General features: G+C 69.6%; 17 protein-coding genes and 3 pseudogenes. 8 read left to right on the forward strand and 12 right to left on the reverse strand.

Annotation, left to right across the window (positions count from 1 at the left end):
* Positions 1–14: 14 nt before the first annotated feature.
* The 3 genes from ACIBVL_RS36680 to ACIBVL_RS36690 form a co-directional block, all read right to left on the reverse strand.
* Positions 15–158 (reverse strand): hypothetical protein, encoded by a 144-nt coding sequence (locus ACIBVL_RS36680; protein ID WP_399104412.1) that lies wholly within the window; start codon positions 156–158, stop codon positions 15–17.
* Positions 159–232: 74 nt separating this feature from the next.
* Positions 233–1,036, reverse strand: a complete 804-nt coding sequence (locus ACIBVL_RS36685; protein WP_399104414.1) for a phosphatidate cytidylyltransferase — start codon at positions 1,034–1,036, stop codon at positions 233–235.
* Positions 1,033–2,787, reverse strand: a complete 1,755-nt coding sequence (locus ACIBVL_RS36690) for an aminotransferase class I/II-fold pyridoxal phosphate-dependent enzyme (protein ID WP_399104416.1) — start codon at positions 2,785–2,787, stop codon at positions 1,033–1,035. Before ACIBVL_RS36690 ends, ACIBVL_RS36685 begins: the two co-directional genes overlap by 4 nt.
* Before the next feature lie 217 nt (positions 2,788–3,004).
* Between ACIBVL_RS36690 and ACIBVL_RS36695 the strand changes: the two genes are divergently transcribed.
* Together ACIBVL_RS36695 and ACIBVL_RS36700 are read left to right on the forward strand one after the other, a co-directional pair.
* Positions 3,005–3,355 carry a hypothetical protein gene (locus tag ACIBVL_RS36695; protein WP_399104418.1) on the forward strand — a complete coding sequence of 117 codons (351 nt, stop codon included), beginning with the start codon at positions 3,005–3,007 and terminating at the stop codon, positions 3,353–3,355.
* A 53-nt stretch (positions 3,356–3,408) separates the two neighbouring features.
* Positions 3,409–4,200: a PIG-L deacetylase family protein gene (locus ACIBVL_RS36700; RefSeq protein WP_399104420.1), complete on the forward strand. Its 792-nt coding sequence runs from the start codon at positions 3,409–3,411 to the stop codon at positions 4,198–4,200.
* Between the two features lie 223 nt (positions 4,201–4,423).
* Here the strand turns inward: ACIBVL_RS36700 and ACIBVL_RS36705 are convergent, their stop codons facing one another.
* Together ACIBVL_RS36705 and ACIBVL_RS36710 are read right to left on the reverse strand one after the other, a co-directional pair.
* Positions 4,424–6,733, reverse strand: a complete 2,310-nt coding sequence (locus ACIBVL_RS36705; protein WP_399104422.1) for a hypothetical protein — start codon at positions 6,731–6,733, stop codon at positions 4,424–4,426.
* Between the two features lie 110 nt (positions 6,734–6,843).
* On the reverse strand, positions 6,844–7,767 hold the full coding sequence (locus ACIBVL_RS36710) for a hypothetical protein (RefSeq protein ID WP_399104424.1): 924 nt from the start codon (positions 7,765–7,767) through the stop codon (positions 6,844–6,846).
* Between the two features lie 241 nt (positions 7,768–8,008).
* Between ACIBVL_RS36710 and ACIBVL_RS36715 the strand changes: the two genes are divergently transcribed.
* Positions 8,009–8,179 (forward strand): hypothetical protein, encoded by a 171-nt coding sequence (locus tag ACIBVL_RS36715; protein ID WP_399104426.1) that lies wholly within the window; start codon positions 8,009–8,011, stop codon positions 8,177–8,179.
* 71 nt (positions 8,180–8,250) lie between these two features.
* Here the strand turns inward: ACIBVL_RS36715 and ACIBVL_RS36720 are convergent, their stop codons facing one another.
* Together ACIBVL_RS36720 and ACIBVL_RS36725 are read right to left on the reverse strand one after the other, a co-directional pair.
* Positions 8,251–8,838 carry a hypothetical protein gene (locus ACIBVL_RS36720; RefSeq protein ID WP_399104427.1) on the reverse strand — a complete coding sequence of 196 codons (588 nt, stop codon included), beginning with the start codon at positions 8,836–8,838 and terminating at the stop codon, positions 8,251–8,253.
* Between the two features lie 821 nt (positions 8,839–9,659).
* Positions 9,660–10,226 carry a cysteine hydrolase family protein gene (locus ACIBVL_RS36725; RefSeq protein ID WP_399104429.1) on the reverse strand — a complete coding sequence of 189 codons (567 nt, stop codon included), beginning with the start codon at positions 10,224–10,226 and terminating at the stop codon, positions 9,660–9,662.
* 227 nt (positions 10,227–10,453) lie between these two features.
* Between ACIBVL_RS36725 and ACIBVL_RS36730 the strand changes: the two genes are divergently transcribed.
* Complete coding sequence (locus ACIBVL_RS36730; RefSeq protein WP_399104431.1) at positions 10,454–11,119, forward strand: class I SAM-dependent methyltransferase; 666 nt, start codon at positions 10,454–10,456, stop codon at positions 11,117–11,119.
* 147 nt (positions 11,120–11,266) lie between these two features.
* Here ACIBVL_RS36730 and ACIBVL_RS36735 read toward each other — a convergent pair.
* The 3 genes and pseudogenes from ACIBVL_RS36735 to ACIBVL_RS36745 form a co-directional block, all read right to left on the reverse strand.
* Positions 11,267–11,473, reverse strand: a pseudogene (locus ACIBVL_RS36735) (cation:dicarboxylate symporter family transporter); the annotation flags it as partial.
* A gap of 550 nt (positions 11,474–12,023) precedes the next feature.
* Positions 12,024–12,416, reverse strand: coding sequence for a transposase (locus ACIBVL_RS36740; RefSeq protein WP_399104432.1), 393 nt, complete (start codon positions 12,414–12,416; stop codon positions 12,024–12,026).
* Positions 12,409–13,209: an IS4 family transposase gene (locus tag ACIBVL_RS36745; protein WP_399104434.1), complete on the reverse strand. Its 801-nt coding sequence runs from the start codon at positions 13,207–13,209 to the stop codon at positions 12,409–12,411. The genes ACIBVL_RS36740 and ACIBVL_RS36745 overlap by 8 nt, the downstream gene beginning before the upstream one ends.
* Positions 13,210–13,416: 207 nt before the next feature.
* Between ACIBVL_RS36745 and ACIBVL_RS36750 the strand changes: the two genes are divergently transcribed.
* The 3 genes and pseudogenes from ACIBVL_RS36750 to ACIBVL_RS36760 form a co-directional block, all read left to right on the forward strand.
* Entirely contained in the window at positions 13,417–14,619 is a 1,203-nt protein-coding gene (locus tag ACIBVL_RS36750) for an IS110 family transposase (RefSeq protein WP_399104436.1), read from the forward strand.
* Between the two features lie 46 nt (positions 14,620–14,665).
* On the forward strand, positions 14,666–14,944 hold the full coding sequence (locus ACIBVL_RS36755; RefSeq protein ID WP_399104438.1) for a hypothetical protein: 279 nt from the start codon (positions 14,666–14,668) through the stop codon (positions 14,942–14,944).
* 45 nt (positions 14,945–14,989) lie between these two features.
* Positions 14,990–15,130 (forward strand): annotated as a pseudogene (locus ACIBVL_RS36760) (IS5/IS1182 family transposase); the annotation flags it as partial.
* 52 nt (positions 15,131–15,182) lie between these two features.
* Here the strand turns inward: ACIBVL_RS36760 and ACIBVL_RS36765 are convergent.
* Positions 15,183–15,596, reverse strand: a complete 414-nt coding sequence (locus ACIBVL_RS36765) for a hypothetical protein (RefSeq protein WP_399104440.1) — start codon at positions 15,594–15,596, stop codon at positions 15,183–15,185.
* Between the two features lie 199 nt (positions 15,597–15,795).
* Here ACIBVL_RS36765 and ACIBVL_RS36770 point away from each other — a divergent pair, with 199 nt between their 5' ends.
* Positions 15,796–16,236 (forward strand): DUF6228 family protein, encoded by a 441-nt coding sequence (locus ACIBVL_RS36770; protein ID WP_399104441.1) that lies wholly within the window; start codon positions 15,796–15,798, stop codon positions 16,234–16,236.
* 335 nt (positions 16,237–16,571) lie between these two features.
* Here the strand turns inward: ACIBVL_RS36770 and ACIBVL_RS36775 are convergent.
* Positions 16,572–16,748: pseudogene (locus ACIBVL_RS36775) on the reverse strand (IS5/IS1182 family transposase); the annotation flags it as partial.
* Positions 16,749–17,012 lie beyond the last annotated feature (264 nt).

The raw sequence follows: 17,012 nt of genomic DNA on the forward strand, positions 1-17,012 counted from the left end.
GAACGCACGACCGCTCAGGCGATCCCGGTGCCGCGCAGCAGCGACAACGCCAGGTCCGATGCCGCCACGGCGACCGCGGCCGCGAAGGCCGCCTCTCGTTCGCCTGCGGCGTGTGGGCGGGTGCCGTCCAGCTGGCCGGGGTGGCGGCGTGGGGCCACGACCTGCGGCTCAAGGCGACAGCATGGTCCTGGGCGCCGTACGCGGGCGGGTTTCGCCGCGCTCCCGGCGTTCGTCAGCGCAGGACGAGCAGGACGACCATCGCGATGAGCAGGGAGTCGATCCGGTCCAGCAGGCCCCCGGAGCCGGGCAGCCAGCGGCCGGCGTCCTTGGCCCGCGCACCTCTCTTGACCATGGATTCGAGAAGGTCACCGGCCGGGCCGCCGACCGCCACCGCGACCGCCATCGGCCAGCTCAGTGCGGACAGCACGGCCAGCACACCGAGGCCGGCCGCGGCCCCGGCCAGCGTCCCGCTCCACCGCTTGGCCGGTGACAGAGGTGACAGCCGCGGGCCGCCCAGCCGTCGACCGGCGAAGTACGCCGCGATGTCGGCGACCGAGACCGCCACGAACAGCGCGAGCGCGGTCGCCCCGAGCGGCACCAGCGCGGCCGGCACACTCAGCCAGGCCAGCCCGAGCAGGCCGGCGGCGAGCCGGCGCAGGCCATGGTCGGCGTCGCCGGCCACGAGCGGCACCGCGGCCACCGCGAGCGCCCCGACCGCGACCACCCGCAGCACCTGTCCGGGCGCCAGCCACGCGGCCAGCACCACGCCTGTCACCGCCGCGGCCAGCACCACCCGGTCCACCCGGCCCAGCCGCATCAGCCCGCCGAACTCCATCACCGCGATCAACCCGACCGCGACGGCAACAGCGGCGGCGCCCGGGCGGCCCCACCAGAACGCACCGGTGACCAGGGGCACTCCGACCGCCCAGGCGCACCACCGGACCATCAGCTCCCGGCGCCGGGACGCCACCACCGCGACGCCGCCCAGTACCAGCGCCCCACCGAGCCAGGGCGCCAGGGAGGCCACCGTGATCATCGAGCGGAGCCGGCGACGAGCGGGGCCCGGCCCGGCCGCAACACGTCCAGGGCGGCCCGGCAAGCGGCCACGATGCGGGTGTTCTCGACGGTGTTTCTGACCGCGATGCGTACGGTGCGCCCCTCGTACCGCGGCGACAACGGCGACAGGTCCCGCAGGTACACGTCGTGGCGGCGGCACTCGTTCACCAGCTGCGCGGCACTCGGACCGCCCGCGGGCAGGGTCAGGTTGAGGAAGTTCGCCACGGACTCCTCGACCAGCACGTCCCGGTCCGACTCGGCCAGGTCCTCGGCCAGTTGGCGGCGCAGCGAGTGGGTGCGCAGCCAGCGGTCGCCGTAGTACGCCGGTTCGCGCAGGGCCGCCACCGCGGCCAGTTGCGCCGGGAGGCTGACCGGCCAGGGCGGTGTCCACCGGCGCAGCTCCGTCGCCGCGGCCGGTTCGGCCACCAGGTACGCGGCCCGCATGCCGGACAGCGCGTACATCTTGGACAGTGAGGTGCACACGACGACCCGCGGGTCCGTCGCGGCGAGGCCGGCGAGCGATTCGGCCAGGCCGACATAGCCCAGGTATGCCTCGTCGATCCACCATCGGGTGCGGGCCGGCGCGCCGGTGATCAGTGAGCGCAGTTCCGCGGCCGGGGCGTGGCGTCCGGTGGGGTTGTTCGGGTTGACCACCACCACGAGGTCGTAGCGTCCGGAGGCGACGGCGGCGGACAGCCGGTCCGGATCGATCCGCCAGCCGTCCTCGCGGCGCAGCGGGAACCGGTCCACCCGGCATCCGATCACCCTCTCCGTGACATGGGCGTACTCGCCGTAGCACGGGTCCGTCAGCAGCACCCGGCTCTCCGGGGTCAGCCACTGACCGAACGCCCTGAAGATCAGGTCGGAGGATCCGGCGCCGACCGCGAGCGCGTCCGTCGGCAGTGCCCGGCTCGTGGCGATTTCTGACAGCAGGCCCTCGGCGCCGGTCGGCGGCGACGTACGGGCGGCCCAGGCCGGGTCCTCGGCGAGCGCCGACCGCACACCCGGGGCGGGCGGGAACCAGGCGTCCAGCACGTCGGCCATCACGATGTCATGGCGCCGGTGCAGCGTACGGAAGTCCGTGCCGATGGCGGTGAACGAGGCGCCGCCGTGTTCGCAGCCGTCCGGCCGGGGTGCGTACGGCATGTCGAGCCGCCAGTCCACCGCGGACTCCAGACGCCTCAGCGTGGTGCCGTGACATTCCAGCGCACGCTTCGTCAGCTCGGTCACGTTGCCGGTCAGCACCTCGAACGTCAACGCGCCGCTGTGGACCGTACGGCCGACCGGGCGCAGCCCGACGGACAGGTACATGCCAATCAGCTGGGTGCGGCCCATGGCCACCACGCGTCGGCCACCCCGGGCGGCGATCCAGCGCAGGGCCGCGTACATCAGCAGCGGTGCCGCGGCGGTGGCCCGCCAGCGCGGCTCGACCGTCAGGATGCGTACCTCGAATAGGTCACCCTCGGCCGTCAGCGGCAGCTCGTCGCGGCTCAGGTACTTATCCAGCGCGTACCGCCCCAGCCAGGGCGGAGTCACACTGACAAAGCCGATTCGGGCCGCTCCGCGCGCCGCGACCAGGTAGACGTTGTCGCCGTCCAGCCCGTCACGAAGCCGCCCGGCCGGATCCGGCGCATGCTGGCCCAGTTCCTGTGCGTACACCCGATGGCGTAGTTCGTGGATCCACTCGAGATCCTCCGGAGTGGCAACACGCAATTGCAGGTCACGGCCCATGGACACCTCTCTCGACGCGCGGAGGCTCCATCGTGGGCGACGGGGACCGGCCCTCGTCAGGGCCAAGTGACGCAGTGCCCCTGAGTACCCGTACTCAGGGGCGCATCCCCCGGTGCGGTCGATGTGCGGACCGGCACCGGAACGGAGGCCGGGTGATCACGACCTGACGTCGACGAAGTCGCCCGCAGCCGTGGCCGGGCCGGTGGTGGAGGTGCCGATGAGCACGAAACGGGTGAAGCCGGTCAAGTCGCCGCCACCAGGTCCGCCAGCGCGGCCCTCGGGGCAGCAGAACCGGTGCTGTCCGAAGCCTGTCAGGGCCGTCATCCACGCCTGCGGACCAGCCGCACAGGCCCTGGCCGAGCGCTTCGCCGCCTGTGTGCGGGAGTGGTCCCGTCACGTATGCCACACCGGCTGTCCGGGCCTGACGGTTCACCCGGCCGGTACCCCGGACGGCGAACTTCCGCCCGGCGACGTGCTCGACAAGCCCGCCTCCCGCCTGGTCTTCCAGTGGCAGGGGCGCACCACCTCCACCCAGGTCCTGGTCCCGGCGGTCGATCAGCGTGACTGACTCCCCCTACCCTGCCGTGGTCCGTACCCGGCGTGAGAAATGAGGCCCTGCCCGTGGCAACTTTCGCGACCGCACCTGTATCCGGGGCGTCGTCCGTGCTCGGCGTCTTCGCTCACCCCGACGACGAAAGCCTGCTCGCCGGCGGGGTGCTCGCCCGGCACGCCGCCGTCGGTGCCCGCACGGCGGTCGTCACCGCGACCTGGTCCCCGGACAGCGCGCGGGCCGCCGAGCTCACCGCGGCCCTGACGGCCCTCGGCGCGGGCGAGCCGCGCCTGCTCGGATACCGCGACGCCCGCAACCCAGCGTCGGCGCCCGGCCAGGACCGGTGGTGCGACGTGGACGTGGACGAGGCCGTCGCCCGGGTCGTCGCGAACATCCGGCAGTTTCGTCCCGATGTCGTCGTGACCCATGACGCGCTCGGCCAGCTCACCGGCCATCCGGATCACCGGCGCACCCACCAGGTGGCGCTGCTCGCGGTGCATGCGGCCGGACTCGGCCGGCTTCACCCCGAGGCTGGTGAGCCGTGGCAGGCGAGCGCGCTGTATGCGGCCACCCACCCGGACTCCGGGATCGGCGGTCTCGGACCGCTGCTGAGCAGCGTCGGGAAGACGCTGCTCAGCGTGCCGGACGACTACGCGACCGCCGTCGTGGACGTCACGCCGTGGCTGGAGCAGAAATGGGCGGCGATCTCCTCACACGTCAGCCAGGTCCAGGGCGAGCGGGCGTTGCCCGCGCTGCTGTCCCGTCTGGATGAGCCGCAACGGGCCCGGCTCCTGGCCACCGAGTACTTCACCCGCCTCACCCCCACCCCCGCCATGGCCGTTCAGCACTCCCTCACGACCTGATCCGCGCACCCGGCCTCTCTGCCCCGTCCAGAAAAGAGCACCATCACCGTGTCCCCGCCCCGCGCGCCTGCGAACACCCGCGCGCCCGGTCCGCCTCCCCGGCACAGGCGCGGCCTGGTCGGAAGGCGTGGGACGCGCGCCGCCGGCTACCGCTCGTCCCCGGGGGCCACCGCGGGAGTGCCCTCCGAGCCTGGCCCGCGACCGCGCGACGCGGCGGGTGCACTCACAACGCGGACCAGGCCTGCAGCCAGGGCTCGTAGTGGGGGCTGTTTCGCTGGGCGAGAAGGCGATACAGCTTGGCCGCGGGGGATGCGGGATCTACCGGTGTGGTTCTTTCAGCGCCGGGAGGGGGCAGCGCGCTGAGGATGCCGGCGTCCCAGTTGCGGCGGCGCAGGTAGGCGGCTGCGGCGTCGGGTCTCAGTTCAATCAAAGGGAGTCCGTACCGAAGCGGGGTCGTGTTGACCGTGTCGGGTGGGGAGAAGAGGAAGTCCAGCGGCTGCTGGAGCATGCGTCGTTTGTGGTCGTCCATGTCTTCGAGGCGCAGGGTGGGCAGTGCTCCTCGGTCCAGGAAGCCGATGGCGAGGGCGAGTTGGGCGATCTGCGGTCCGTCGGCCCGCTCGGTGATCTCGTCCAGCTGCAGGATCTGGTGGTAGCGCCAGGAGAGAGAGTCGAGTTCGAAGGTGCGGGGGTCGACGGGTTCACCGGCATTGGGCAGGTCCCGGGTGAATTCCTTGCGGGTGCCCAGTCCGGCGGCAAGGGCGAGGTAGGCGGCGATCTGCGTCCGGGCGTGGATGAGACGGGTCTGCACGCGCCATCGGCTGGTGCTGATGCGTTTCTCTCTCCAGCGCACGTCGTCGGAGGGCGGGGGCAGGGGAAAGGCGCTGTCGAGGCTTTCCAGGCGTTGCAGGGCGGCGTGGGCCCAGTAGCAGGCGTGGCGGGCCAGGACCCAGGCCGGCAACCGGGTGGGGCGGGGGCTCTTGAGGACGTCCTCGAGCCACTTCAGCCAGATGCCGGCCAGGCCGAGGCAGTGCTGGTGGGCGGATTCGGCGATCTCGAGGTCGGAGCCTGCCAGGGCGTAGGTGCGCAGTTCTGCAAGGCGGGTGACTCCGCTCAAGGCATGGTGCAGGGCGGTGTGTTGCTGTCCGCCCTGTTTGTTGGCGACCATCGCCCGGCCGCGGAAGCGGTGGGTGGCATAGCCCTGGTGATGCTCCGTGGGGAAGTCTCTGATCAAGCGGTGGAGTTCGTGCAGCTGTCCTTCGGCTTCGGGGAGGGCGCGGCTGATGCAGACTGCGTCCCATTCCACGTAGTGGTCGGCCAGGGCGAGGGCTTCTCGTCCCTCGTTGTCCAGGCGGCGGCCTGCGATCTCCGCTCGCTTGCGCAGGTAGGAGTCGATGAAGGGGTATTTGTCCTGAGGTGAGGAGCGGCCGCGGATCAGCAGGGCCAGTTCGATGAGGTCGTCGGCGCTGACGCTGTCGGTCTCGTGCAGGACGCGGTAGCTGCGTGCCGGCAGGGTTTGCGGGCGCAGACGGCTCTGATCATCGTGGTGGCGGGCGAGCAGTGTCCGGGTGGCCGCCGCGACGGCCGGGGCGTAGCGGCGCAGCGGCAGAGCCATGTGGTCGGGACCCACCATGGCGGCCGCCGCGGTGCCGTCCTCGAGAAAGCGGGCCATGGTGTGCAGGACGGCGGCTTGGAGGAACTGCGGCGAGTCGATGAAGGCGAACACGGACCGGCTCAGCGCGGCGATCGCGGCCTGGCGGAAGTGTTCGCCGCCCGCACGGTAGGCGGAGGGGCGCGCCAGGTGGGGTACACCGTGATGGCTGAGCAGCCACAGACGGCCCGGGGGCGACCAGGTCGGTGTCAGCGTGTAATGCAGGTAGCTGTAGGCGCGCAGCGCTGCGGTGTTCTGGTGTTTCCTCAGCGTCTGGGAGGGAGCAGTGGCGTCGCGGTGCACGGCCTGGGCGACGGCGTGCCGGGACAAGTCGAGGTAGTGCTCAGCGCGTTCGGCCGCCATCTGGCGCAGGAAGCCCCACAGCAGGTCGTCGTCCAACTCGGGCGCCCCTCGCATGTGGGGTGCAAGGGCGGCACGCGCACGCTGCAGCGCGGCGTGACGCAGCCGAGGGTCGGGCCAGGTGTCGGGGGGACCGTAGGCGAACGCGCGGTCGGCCAGAAGGGCGGCCGTGCCGTGCGCCGTGCAGGCTTCCTGGCACAGGTGCCTGATCTCCTCGACCAGCACGCCGCCGCAGGTCTGTTCCCAGTGGCGGACCGCGCTCTCCCCGGCGGGGGGATCTGCGCGCCGGCCGGCCCATTCCCGGGAGAGCGGGTAGTGGGCGATGCCCGCAGCGGTCCGCAAGGCCGCGGCCACCGCAGCGGGGGCGGAGCGAAAAGGGGTTTCGTGCTGCGGCTTGGCGGCAAGCGCATCGAGTGCCTTGGCCAGGAAACACTGCAGGGCGTGCAGGGCATCGGGGCGCCAGCCGTCGGCGTCGAGGACAAAGACCGCCAGCGGCCCAAGACGCTGGAGGGCGGCCACGGTCATGCCGCGGCCTTCCATCAAGGCGCTGTGGGCGGCCAAGGCCTGCCTGAACAGCGCAGCGCAGTCGGATGCCGGTGGCAGCTGCGGTCTTAAGTGGGTCCCCCGGTCCACCCTTACTCCTCGGCGACTTGGATGAGGGCGGCTGCGGAACGCAGCGCCGAGCGGGTCTCTTGCAGGTACCAGGCGGAGTCGAAGACGCGGCGGCTGGCGCTGGGGGGTGTGCCGACCGTTTCCAGCTCCGCCTGGTGCGGCACTCCCAGCACGCGCACGGCGTCCCAGTGCTGGTAGGGGGCGTAGATGTGGGTGCTGATCAGCAGCAGGCGGCCACCGTTCAGTCCGACGTCCTTGGCGAACTGGCGGTAGGTGTCGGCGCTGTTGGCGTTGCGCTGCGGATCGCTGCTGCGGGCGGCGTACAGGCTCAGGGCCGGCTTGCCGTCGCGGTGCGCGCTCAGCTGCGCTGCCCTCGGATCCTCGGCGGGGTCTCCTTCACGGACGGTGTGCCAGGGGGCGGCGGAGGGGAATTCATGTTCCGCCAGCGCCTGCAGCATGCCCACCTCGGTGGTGGCCTCGGGCGCAAAGGCGGCCGCGTCGGCGCGTTCGGCTTCGTGCAGTTCGCGGAACGAGCCCAGCAGGCACACCCGGTCGGTGCTGATGGCTCCGGCGGCCAGCAGACCGGTGACGAATTCGGTGCGGCTGCGGCAGCCGGTGGCCAGGCCACCGAGGATGAGCAGCCAGTCGTAGTGGCCTCCGCGCGGCGGTTGCGGATCGACCAGGCCCAACTGGCCGGCGCAGAAAAGGATGCGGTCGGCGAGGGCCTGGTCGTTGGCGGTCTGCACCATGTCCAGACGGCTCCCGCCCTTGCGCCGGTCCCAGACGTCGGAGAAGTCGACCAGGGCGGCCACCTGTTCGCCCAAGGAGTCCTTCTGGGGCCAGGTGCCGCCGGACAGCTCCACCAATTCCCTCAGGGCGGGGTTGTTGATGAACTCACGGATGCCTTCAAGCGGGTCACGCTCGGGGGTGAAGATCCAGCTCTGCATGGTGGATGTCCTCCTTGGGGCTGGGCGGCGGGCCGGGCGGCTCGCGCCTCGTCACCGGCTCAGGATGCCTGGAACCGCGTCAGGCGCCCTGCGCTCGGCGGAAGTTGCGGGTTTTTCGCACTCGCTGCGAGAATCCCGCACTCTGTCCCCTCTTCTGCGCGCAAGCGCCGCCGCCGCCGCACAGTCGGTAGGCATCGGGCCACCGTGGCCTGAGCGCACCGTGACCGCTGAGGAGAACGCCATGCTTCCCGCCGGACCCGACGACAGCACCGACATCACCGTTCGCCTGCTCATCCTGCTGACTCTGGCTGTGGCGCTGCAGCAGGCCGGCTGGGAATGGGAGCAGGTACGGCTCCTGTACGAAGTTCTGGCGGCCGCCGTGGTCATGGCCGGCGCACCGCAGGGCTCGTGATTGCCGCGCGCCTCCTGCTTCCGTGCCCGGGAGCAGGAGGCGCACCACCATGACCGCCGGCGGCCGCGGTCTCACGACGCATACCGGCGGGCTTGCTCGATGACGTCCGCAGGCAGTTGGTGCTGCAGCGTCAGGGCTTGGGCGGCGCACCCCGTGAGGACCGTGTCCACAGTCACCGTCCCGGTCGGATGGTCGATGACGACCCGGCCGGGATCGTGGCTGGGCAACGCCTCCAGGGCCAGGGCGTACAGGTCGGCCAGGATGTCGGCGGGCGGATCGTCCATCCGCATGTCCTGGTGGTCGGCGAAGCCCGCGGTCGGCTGAATGTTCAGCATCCAGTACAGGGCGAACAGCACCACGTGGACGACGAGGTCGTCATCGCCCTGCCGGTAGGCCTGTCGGCCCACCGCACGCAGCCACCGCCAGGGCCGATCTATCCCGCTGTCCCCGGTCCTCATCTGCGCCAACGCCGCTTCCTGCAGCGTCGGTGCTCCCGCCGCCAACGCGATGGCCAGCGCGCCCTGGCGGACGCCCCTGTCATCCACCGCCGCCAAAAAACGCGGCAACAACGACGCAGCAGCCTGCAAATCCCGCTCCCCCACACTCACCGGCCGGGACCCCACAACCGGAACAGGCTTCCTCCTGTTGAACAACGCCACGGCGCATCCCCCCTCACCAGGACCCGCCCCCCGGCGCGCCCTTTCCACTCCACCGCCACAGCCCATCCGTCGAACGTTGCGGCAGCGGAAGACCTCACTGTCCTCGCCCGCATGACCCACCGTCAACAATGCGGCCATAAAAGCCCACTTCTTCTCTCATGAGGTAACAACAGGATCATTCCATCTCAAACGATCAAGGTTCGGTCCCGCCCTCACCACACCCGTCCCATCGGACCCGCACCCCACGGCGGCGCCCGGGCCCGCCAGGCCGGCAGCAAACCCCCATCTGTCGAACCGGGACATCCCATGCGCGGGCATGCGCGGGCACCGCGGCCGACGACACACCTGGATCAGGATCCTGCGGCACGGGACTCCTGGCCCGAGGCCACGGGCCCGGTCCACAGTCGCCACCCTGCTCCGGCTCGACCTGCCGTTCCTACTGAGCTCTTCGGAGTGTCGTCGGGGGGTGACGTGTGGTGATCCCTGGAGGAGGCCCTCGCCGACGGCGCCGACCCCCCTCCCCCTTGCGCCCATCTTCTCCCTCGGCGCCAAGACCAGCCTGCGCTACACGACCGCCGTCTCCCTCTCGGCCACCGAACACGATCCGCGCCCCCAGTGAGCCATTTTCAGGACACTGGGGCTAGGGGGAACACAGCGATCGCATCGGGGCGGGGTCTTGCGTCCACTGCAACTCCCTTGGATTCTTTGCCGATAGCAGTCGGCTGTCGGCTCCGCAACGGACTGCGGGCTCTCCTCCCCGTGCCGTCCAGTCCGGACTCGCTCCCGCAGAGCGGGCAGACCGGGCTCTCATCCGCACCGGCTCAGCCCGCGTCGCCCGCCGCGAAGGTTACCTCCGCCGTGTCGGCGGTCCCCCCGCGACGCCCGGGTGCGCTCTGCCACTGCCAGTAGAGATTGGTATGGGCGATCACCTGGTCCGGGGCTGGCGCGCCGTACTCGCTGAGGTCCTCCGTCGTGTGCGCGTCGCCGACCAATGTCACGTCGTACCCGCGCACGAAGGCCCCGTGGAGGGTCGAGCGGATACACGCGTCGGTCTGGGCGCCCGTGACGATGAGCCGGCCCACCCCACGCTCGGCGAGCAGCGTCTCCAGCTCGGTGCCCTCGAAGGAGTCGCCGTAGGTCTTGTGGACGAGAGGTTCCGAATCGCGGCGGACCAGTTCCGGCACATACTGCCAGCTCTCACTGTCCCGCTTGAGATGGTCGTCGGAGTGCTGCACCCAGACCACGGGCACGTCCTCTGCGCGAGCCTTGTCGACCAGGGTGTTGATGTTCGCGATCACGCCGTCGCGGTGAAGAGCGTTGGCCAGCACCCCGTTCTGGACGTCGATGACGAGCAGCGCGGTGTTCGGCCGATCGGGCAGGGTCGTCACGGGAACCTCCTGTTTCGCGTCGCGGATCCTGTATCGCCCCCACAGTAGGCTCGGCCACCGACAGCGGCGCGGGTCGCTCCGGCGGTACAAGCTTGTCCGCCTCCGCGGATGGGATCGGCGAGCGCGGTCGAAGCGGGCCGGCAAGTCGATGTCGGAGGCAACGGTCAGCACACCAGGACAGTCCAGCGAATCCTGATGTCAAGAAACAGTGGACTATTCTGGCGTTCATGACGGACGACGGGCAGGATCTGGCCGACGCCCAGAAGACGCACTGGCAGGAGACGTACACCGCGCACCCCGGCATGTACGGGGAGGAGCCCTCGGCTGCGGCCGTCCACGCCGCCGGCGTCTTCCGTACGGCAGGGGCCCATGACGTTGTCGAGCTTGGGGCAGGCCACGGCCGCGACGCTGTGTACCTCGCCCGCGAGGGCTTCCGCGTCCAAGCCACCGACTTCTCCGCCACCGGCCTCGACCAGCTGCGGATCGCCGCCCGGCAGCAGGGGGTGGCCGATCGTGTGACCGCCGTCGTACACGACGTCCGCGACCCGCTGCCCCTGCCGGACGCATCGGTGGACGCGGTGTTCGCGCACATGCTGCTGTGCATGGCCCTGTCGACGAAGGAGATCCACGCTCTTGTCGGCGAGGTCGGCCGGGTGCTGCGGCCCGGCGGCGCCTTCGTTTACACCGTCCGTCACACCGGCGACGCCCACTACGGCACCGGTACCGCCCACGGTGACCACATCTATGAACACGGCGGCTTTGCCGTGCACTTCTTCGACCGCGCCCTCGTCGACGCCCTCGCCGACGGCTGGAGCTTGAACGAGGTCCACGCCTTCGAGGAGGGCGATCTGCCGCGCCGACTGTGGCGCGTCACCCAGACCCTGCGCCGGTGAAGGCCGGTTCAGGCGCCCATCACGCGGAACATGCCGATCGAGCCGTGCGTGGCGGTGTCGCCGAAGCCGAACCGGCCGCGTAGGCGGCTGCCGCGGCGGCGACCAGGGCACCGGTGACGATGTTCCGCCAGACCTCGTCGACGGGAAGACGATCGGGCCGATCAGCATCTTCATCGCGGTGATGAACGTCGTACCGATGGGCTCCATGTCGGTGGCCGGATCCGGCCACCGCCAGCCCAGCGCGATGCCGACCACGATCGCCACCAGCACCTGGACGTACAACTGCCGGTACCACGGCTTCGCCGCGACACGCGCGGCCTGTTCGGCTCGTCCGTTGCCCGGGGTAGGCGTCATTGCAGCCTCCCTGATCGCGCGACACCGAGCCCGATCGGTACGCGCCGACTTTCGCCACAGTGAACCGGCCCACAGATGAGGGGTCCACGACCAAAAATCGATGCCCGTATAGGCCGGGCGTATGAGTACCGGCACAGACCTCAGGCCCACTGCGCGGATGAAGGGCCTGCGGACGACGGCGTGGAGCTGCTTCTGGTCGCCTCCCTGCGGGGGTGACACCGGCGAGAGGGCCGGGTGGCTGACAGCCGACCTCTACCCAGCGGACCGGGCCGTGCGTAAACCTGCGCCTCGGCCCCCCATTACCGTCTTCGTAGCCCCGCAACGGGGTTACCGGCCTTCGGAGTTGGCATGACTACCTCCCCCTGTCGAGTGCATGCCAATGCCGTTGCTTTAGTGGTCGTGCCATCGGTGGTTCAGGGTGACGACGACTGGTGATTGGCGTTGGCTGGCGGGTCCTCCAGGGGCCTTGCTGCTGTAGCCGGTGATGCACGAGCGGATCTTGCGAGGGCAGTCGCGGGGCCGGCGGCGGGGTAACAGGCTGCGTCCGATCTCAGCGAGTCCGAGGCGCCGGTCCCGTCTGCGGGCGGAGGGGGGAAAAGCCGCTCGGTGAGATCACCGTGCGGCGGAGGACGTGCAGGGCCCGGGTGAACGAGGTCCGCTCTGCCGTACTGCGGTGCAGGCGGGCGGCTTCGTCCAGCAGATCGCGGGTGGCGTGGTGCACGATCAGGTGCGCATAGATCTCCTGCCGGACCCCGTCCGGGGTCTGCGACCTGAGGACCGGTCGGCCGCGCTGGTGCGTCTTGATCTCGTCGAAGACCAGCTCGATCTCCCAGCGCCGGGCGTAGAGCGCGGCGAGCTCGGCGGCCGGGTACTTCTCGGGATCGGTCAGGCTGGTGATCAGCCGGACGATGTCCGGCTGGCCGTCGACGCGGTACTCAATCACCCGGACCAGGGCTGGTGGGGCCTTGACCGTCCCTGCCGCCTTGCTGTGCTTGTTCGCCTCGATCCGGGGCCAGGTAACTACCGTCGGACAGTACGTCCTGCACCCGGCGGGCCTTGCGCCGCTCGATCCGCCACAGCAGGTGAGTGCCCTGGCCCGGCAGCCGGTGCCAGCGGGCCAGGCCCCACAGCCCGCGGTCGGCCAGCAACAGCGTCCCGCTTCCGATGTGGGCGTCCAGGGTGTCGGAGAGGATCCGCTCAGACTCTTTGAACCCGCCGACCACGGCGTCGAGCACGGCGTGGGAGGAACACTCGGCCACCGCGACCACGCGGGCCTGCGGATACCCCATTGGACTGCGCTGCGATCCCGACTTGCCGAAGGCGTCGTTGTTCGCCGCCGAGTCCGGCACGGCCAGCAGCGTCCCGTCCAGGGCCAGCACCCGCAGCCCGCGGAAGAGATCGTCTTCCCTGCCCAGTGGCCGGGCCACGGCCCGGAACAGTTCCCGCATCACGGTCCAACCCAGCCGCTGCCGGGCCCTGGTCAGTGAGGATTTGTTCACCCCGGTCCAGGGCCGCAGGCCCGGATCGCCGGTCTTCACCAGACGCAGGACCTCCAGGTAGTCGGCCTGCGGGAACAAGCACATCGCCAGCACGAAGTAGACCGTGAACCGAGCGGACAACAGACGCCGACGCTTTTCCAAGCGGCCGGCCTCAACGACCACCCGGTCCACCAGCTCTGGCGGGCATGACCGGGTCAGGACTCCCAGCCCCAGCCGCTCCAGACGGGATATCAGCACACGGACTCAACTGGCCGACAATCCCAAAGCAACGGCATTGGAGTGCATGGCCCGGGGGGTGGTGTCACCAGCTCCGAACGCACTGACAGACCGCTGATTAGGGGCATGACCACCGACTTCTTCAGAGGTCGGGAGGCTCTTCGTAATGTGGATGTGGCGATCAGTGCCGTGGCAAGGCCGGGTGAACAGCACCGAAGGAACCATGACGTGATCGACACCAGCGACATCGACGTCTACCTCGGACTGGACGTCGGCAAGGGCGAACACCACGCCACCGCCATCACTTCGGCCGGGAAGAAAGCCCTCGACAAACGCCTGCCCAACAGCGAACCCAAGCTCCGAGAGGTCTTCACGAAACTCCAGGCCAAGCACGGCGTCGTGCTCGTCGTCGTCGACCAGCCGGCCTCCATCGGAGCTCTGCCGCTGGCCGTTGCCCGAGCCGTCGGCTGCCAGGTCGCCTATCTGCCCGGACTGACCATGCGGCGGATCGCCGACCTCTATCCGGGCGAGGCCAAGACCGATGCCCGCGACGCGTTCATCATCGCCGACGCCGCCCGGTCGATGCCTCACACCCTCCGCTCGATCGAGGCCGATGACGAGAAGGTCGCCGAGCTGGAGATGCTCGTTGGCTTCGACGACGACCTGGTCGCCGAGGCCAACCGGCTCTCCAACCGCCTCCGCGGCCTGTTCACGCAGGTCCACCCGCACCTGGAGAGAGTGCTCGGCCCGCGCATGCAGCACCCGGCCGTCCTGGTCCTGCTGGAGCGGTTCGGCTCGCCTGCCCAGATCCGCCAGGCCGGACGCCGCAAGGTCACCAACCTGCTGCGGCCCAAGGCCCCACGGATGGCGCCCCGTCTGACCGAGGACGTCTTCACCGCGCTCGACGAACAAGCCATCGTCGTCCCGGGCACCGAGGCGGCCGCACTGATCGTCCCGAGCCTGGCCCGATCCCTGACCGCCGTGCTCGACCAGCGCCGTCTGCTGGAGGAACGGCTCGAAGAGCTGCTGGAGGCACACCCTCTTTCCAAGCTCCTGACATCGATGCCGGGCGTCGGCGTCAGGACCGCGGCCCGCCTCCTCATCGACGTCGGCGACGGCACCAGGTTCCCCTCGGCCGCCCACCTCGCCGCCTATGCCGGCCTCGCTCCGACGACCCGCAGCTCGGGCTCCTCGATCCACGGCGAACAGCAATCCAGGAGAGGAAACAAGCAGCTTAAGAGGGCCTTCTTCCTCTCCGCGTTCGCCACCCTGGCCGACCCCGCCTCCCGCACCTACTACGACAAGAAGATCAAGGAGGGCAAGCACCACACCCAGGCCCTCCTCTGTCTCGCCCGCCGCCGAGCCGACGTGCTCTTCGCCATGCTCCGCGACGGTACCTTCTACCAACCTCAAACAGTCAGGGCGAGATGAGGTGAGCACCTTGTCCCTCCCAACCCGCTCGTGCTCGGCTGGCTCCATGGCGGCACAAGAATCCGAGCACACGCAGCTCATCCACCGCTGGCTGGCCGGCGAGGTGGTCAACAACCACGTCGGCATCAAGGTCGTCGGAGGCCCCTCCAACGGCCGAACAAAGATCGTGAAACTCGGCCCGGACGGGACGCCTCCCGCCCAATTCCGCACCTCCGGCGGCCGGGCAGGAGCCGACCACCACCTCTACGAGGCAGTCCGCTCCACCGACGCCCCAGCAGGCTGGATCTACTCACACATCGGCATCGCCCCCACACCCACAGACTGAGACAACGTCCCAATCCGCTTGACCAAAGAGATAGGGGCACCCCCCCGCTGGATCGTCGAACGCACAATGTCCTGGCTCACCGGCTGCCGACGCCTGCACCGACGCTACGAACGCAAAGCCGAGCACTTCCTTGCCTTTGCCAGCATCGCGGCGATGTTCATCTGCTACCGCCGGCTGGTCGCCTGACTCGGGTTGCTCAGAGACCACTCGGATGACTGGAAAGCCAGGTGGCGCGCGATCACGCATCCGTCCCGCTCCTGGGGAGGAGGACGTCGGCGCCGCCGTCGTAAGGATGGTGGATGCGTCGCATCTGGGTGTCGGTGACGAGGACGCCCGCCAGCTTGTCATCGGCGATGTCTCGTAGCGTCTCGTCGATGCATCCATGCTGCCATGGCCGGCGGGAGACGAAGAGGTGGCAGTAGGTGCGGAACTCCTGGTCAGGGTCGTCCTCCACCAGAAGGCTCTGCCAGTGGCCGCCGTCCGACTGGTGTGCCGGAACGTCGGGCTCGGTAGTCCATAGGGGAGTGATGACGTACACGTCCATACCGGCGAACAGCTCGTCGAGGACGGTGTTGTACCGCTCCAGGACGATGGCGTACTCGCTCTCGTCCTCTGCATATCGCTTCGACTCAGGGAGGCTGTGGAAGCGCACCCAAACGTCCCGGTAAGGATCGCGGATCTTGTATCCGACGGGAGGACAGAGGGGCCATCGCTGTTGCCACAGCTGCGTCAACACTGCCTGCCCGTCTCCAGCCACCCGCAGTTCCCGTCCTCTCACATGCGTCAACGCCTGGTGACCAGGATGGCCGATGCACCGCCCGCCATAGGAAACGGTGTCTTAATCTGTTGGAGTGATCGACTACGACGATTCGGGCCGTCCTGTGGTCCAGGTGGGAGACCCCGGTCCTGCCCGCCTATTGCTCTCGGAGCCGACACGACCGTTCGAGGACGAACCAACGCTCGACTTCTTCATCAGTGCCTGCGGGCCATGGGGAAACGTCGAGACCTCGGTGCAGACCTGGGACGGCGACGGCCTCGACACCTTCCTCACCTCGCTTGCCGAAGACTTCCGGGGCTGGGAGGGAGTACGTACCTGGCACTCCCTCTGCTACGACCTGACCCTCTCAGCGGAGCACCGCCCCGGTGGCCACGTCCAACTGACTTGGGGCATCCATGACCGAGCGCCCTCGGAGGAATGGCACTTCGAGACCACCACGGTGCACGCAGCAGGCGAGGACATCCGCAACCTCGCCGCCGAGATCCACACGCTCATTGCGGGCGTCGCAACGTAGCCGAAAGGGGGTGGCGCCTCATAGTTTTTGGTTGAGGTTCGTGTTGTTGACCGGCCAGGTTGGTGTCAGTGCGGTGTGAGAGCCTCCGGAGCAGGAGCTACGACCCTGCTGTCTGGGAAGGCAAGAGGCCGGCAGATGACAAGACCGCCGGCCGGGTCTTCAACGACCGGTACGACCGCTACATCGACGGTGAGGTGGGAAGAGCCTCCGTCGGAACGCATAGCGGCTTACGTAGCCGCACTGCTTGAGCGGTGGTGCGCCATCACCGAGGACGAGGAGGACACCTCTCCCTGGTCGACCGGTCCGTTGATCGGCGAAGCCAACGGTCCGCTGATCTATTTCGCCATGCGGTGGAGCATGGCCGAGGCGCGGAAGTGTTCGGCCTTGCGTTCGTAGCGGCGGTGCAGACGTCGGCAACCGGCAAGGCGGGAGACTGTTCTTTCGACGACCCAGCGGTGGCGGCCCAGCTGGCTGGAGGACTCGATGCCCGTGCGGGCGATGCGGTGACGGATTCAACGGCCCTTGGGACAGGACGGACGTGAAGATCTGCGAGGCGGCCGGCGTACCCGCGGGGAAGGTCTCGGTGTGCGCCCAAGGTGAGGGCGACGCGACGGCGCGTGCGACGGCGAGCGGACGAGGGCCTGGCCGGGACCTCAGGGGACTTATTCACGCGTGAAAGAAATGGGATACGGCCAACCTTGCCCGGAAACACCGTATTGCCGCCATGTAAAGACGCACGTGGTGCGGCGCGCCTCGACGGCCGCGCCACGACGACC

Source organism: Streptomyces sp. NPDC049687, assembly GCF_044465285.1.
Taxonomy (GTDB): domain Bacteria; phylum Actinomycetota; class Actinomycetes; order Streptomycetales; family Streptomycetaceae; genus Streptomyces.

Coding starts and splice junctions, on each gene's coding strand:
- ACIBVL_RS36730 (WP_399104431.1), top strand. CDS start 10,454: ATGACGGACGACGGGCAGGATCTGGCCGACGCCCAGAAGACGCACTGG.
- ACIBVL_RS36685 (WP_399104414.1), bottom strand. CDS start 1,036: ATGATCACGGTGGCCTCCCTGGCGCCCTGGCTCGGTGGGGCGCTGGTA.
- ACIBVL_RS36755 (WP_399104438.1), top strand. CDS start 14,666: ATGGCGGCACAAGAATCCGAGCACACGCAGCTCATCCACCGCTGGCTG.
- ACIBVL_RS36690 (WP_399104416.1), bottom strand. CDS start 2,787: ATGGGCCGTGACCTGCAATTGCGTGTTGCCACTCCGGAGGATCTCGAG.
- ACIBVL_RS36705 (WP_399104422.1), bottom strand. CDS start 6,733: ATGACCGTGGCCGCCCTCCAGCGTCTTGGGCCGCTGGCGGTCTTTGTC.
- ACIBVL_RS36715 (WP_399104426.1), top strand. CDS start 8,009: ATGCTTCCCGCCGGACCCGACGACAGCACCGACATCACCGTTCGCCTG.
- ACIBVL_RS36695 (WP_399104418.1), top strand. CDS start 3,005: ATGAGCACGAAACGGGTGAAGCCGGTCAAGTCGCCGCCACCAGGTCCG.
- ACIBVL_RS36710 (WP_399104424.1), bottom strand. CDS start 7,767: ATGCAGAGCTGGATCTTCACCCCCGAGCGTGACCCGCTTGAAGGCATC.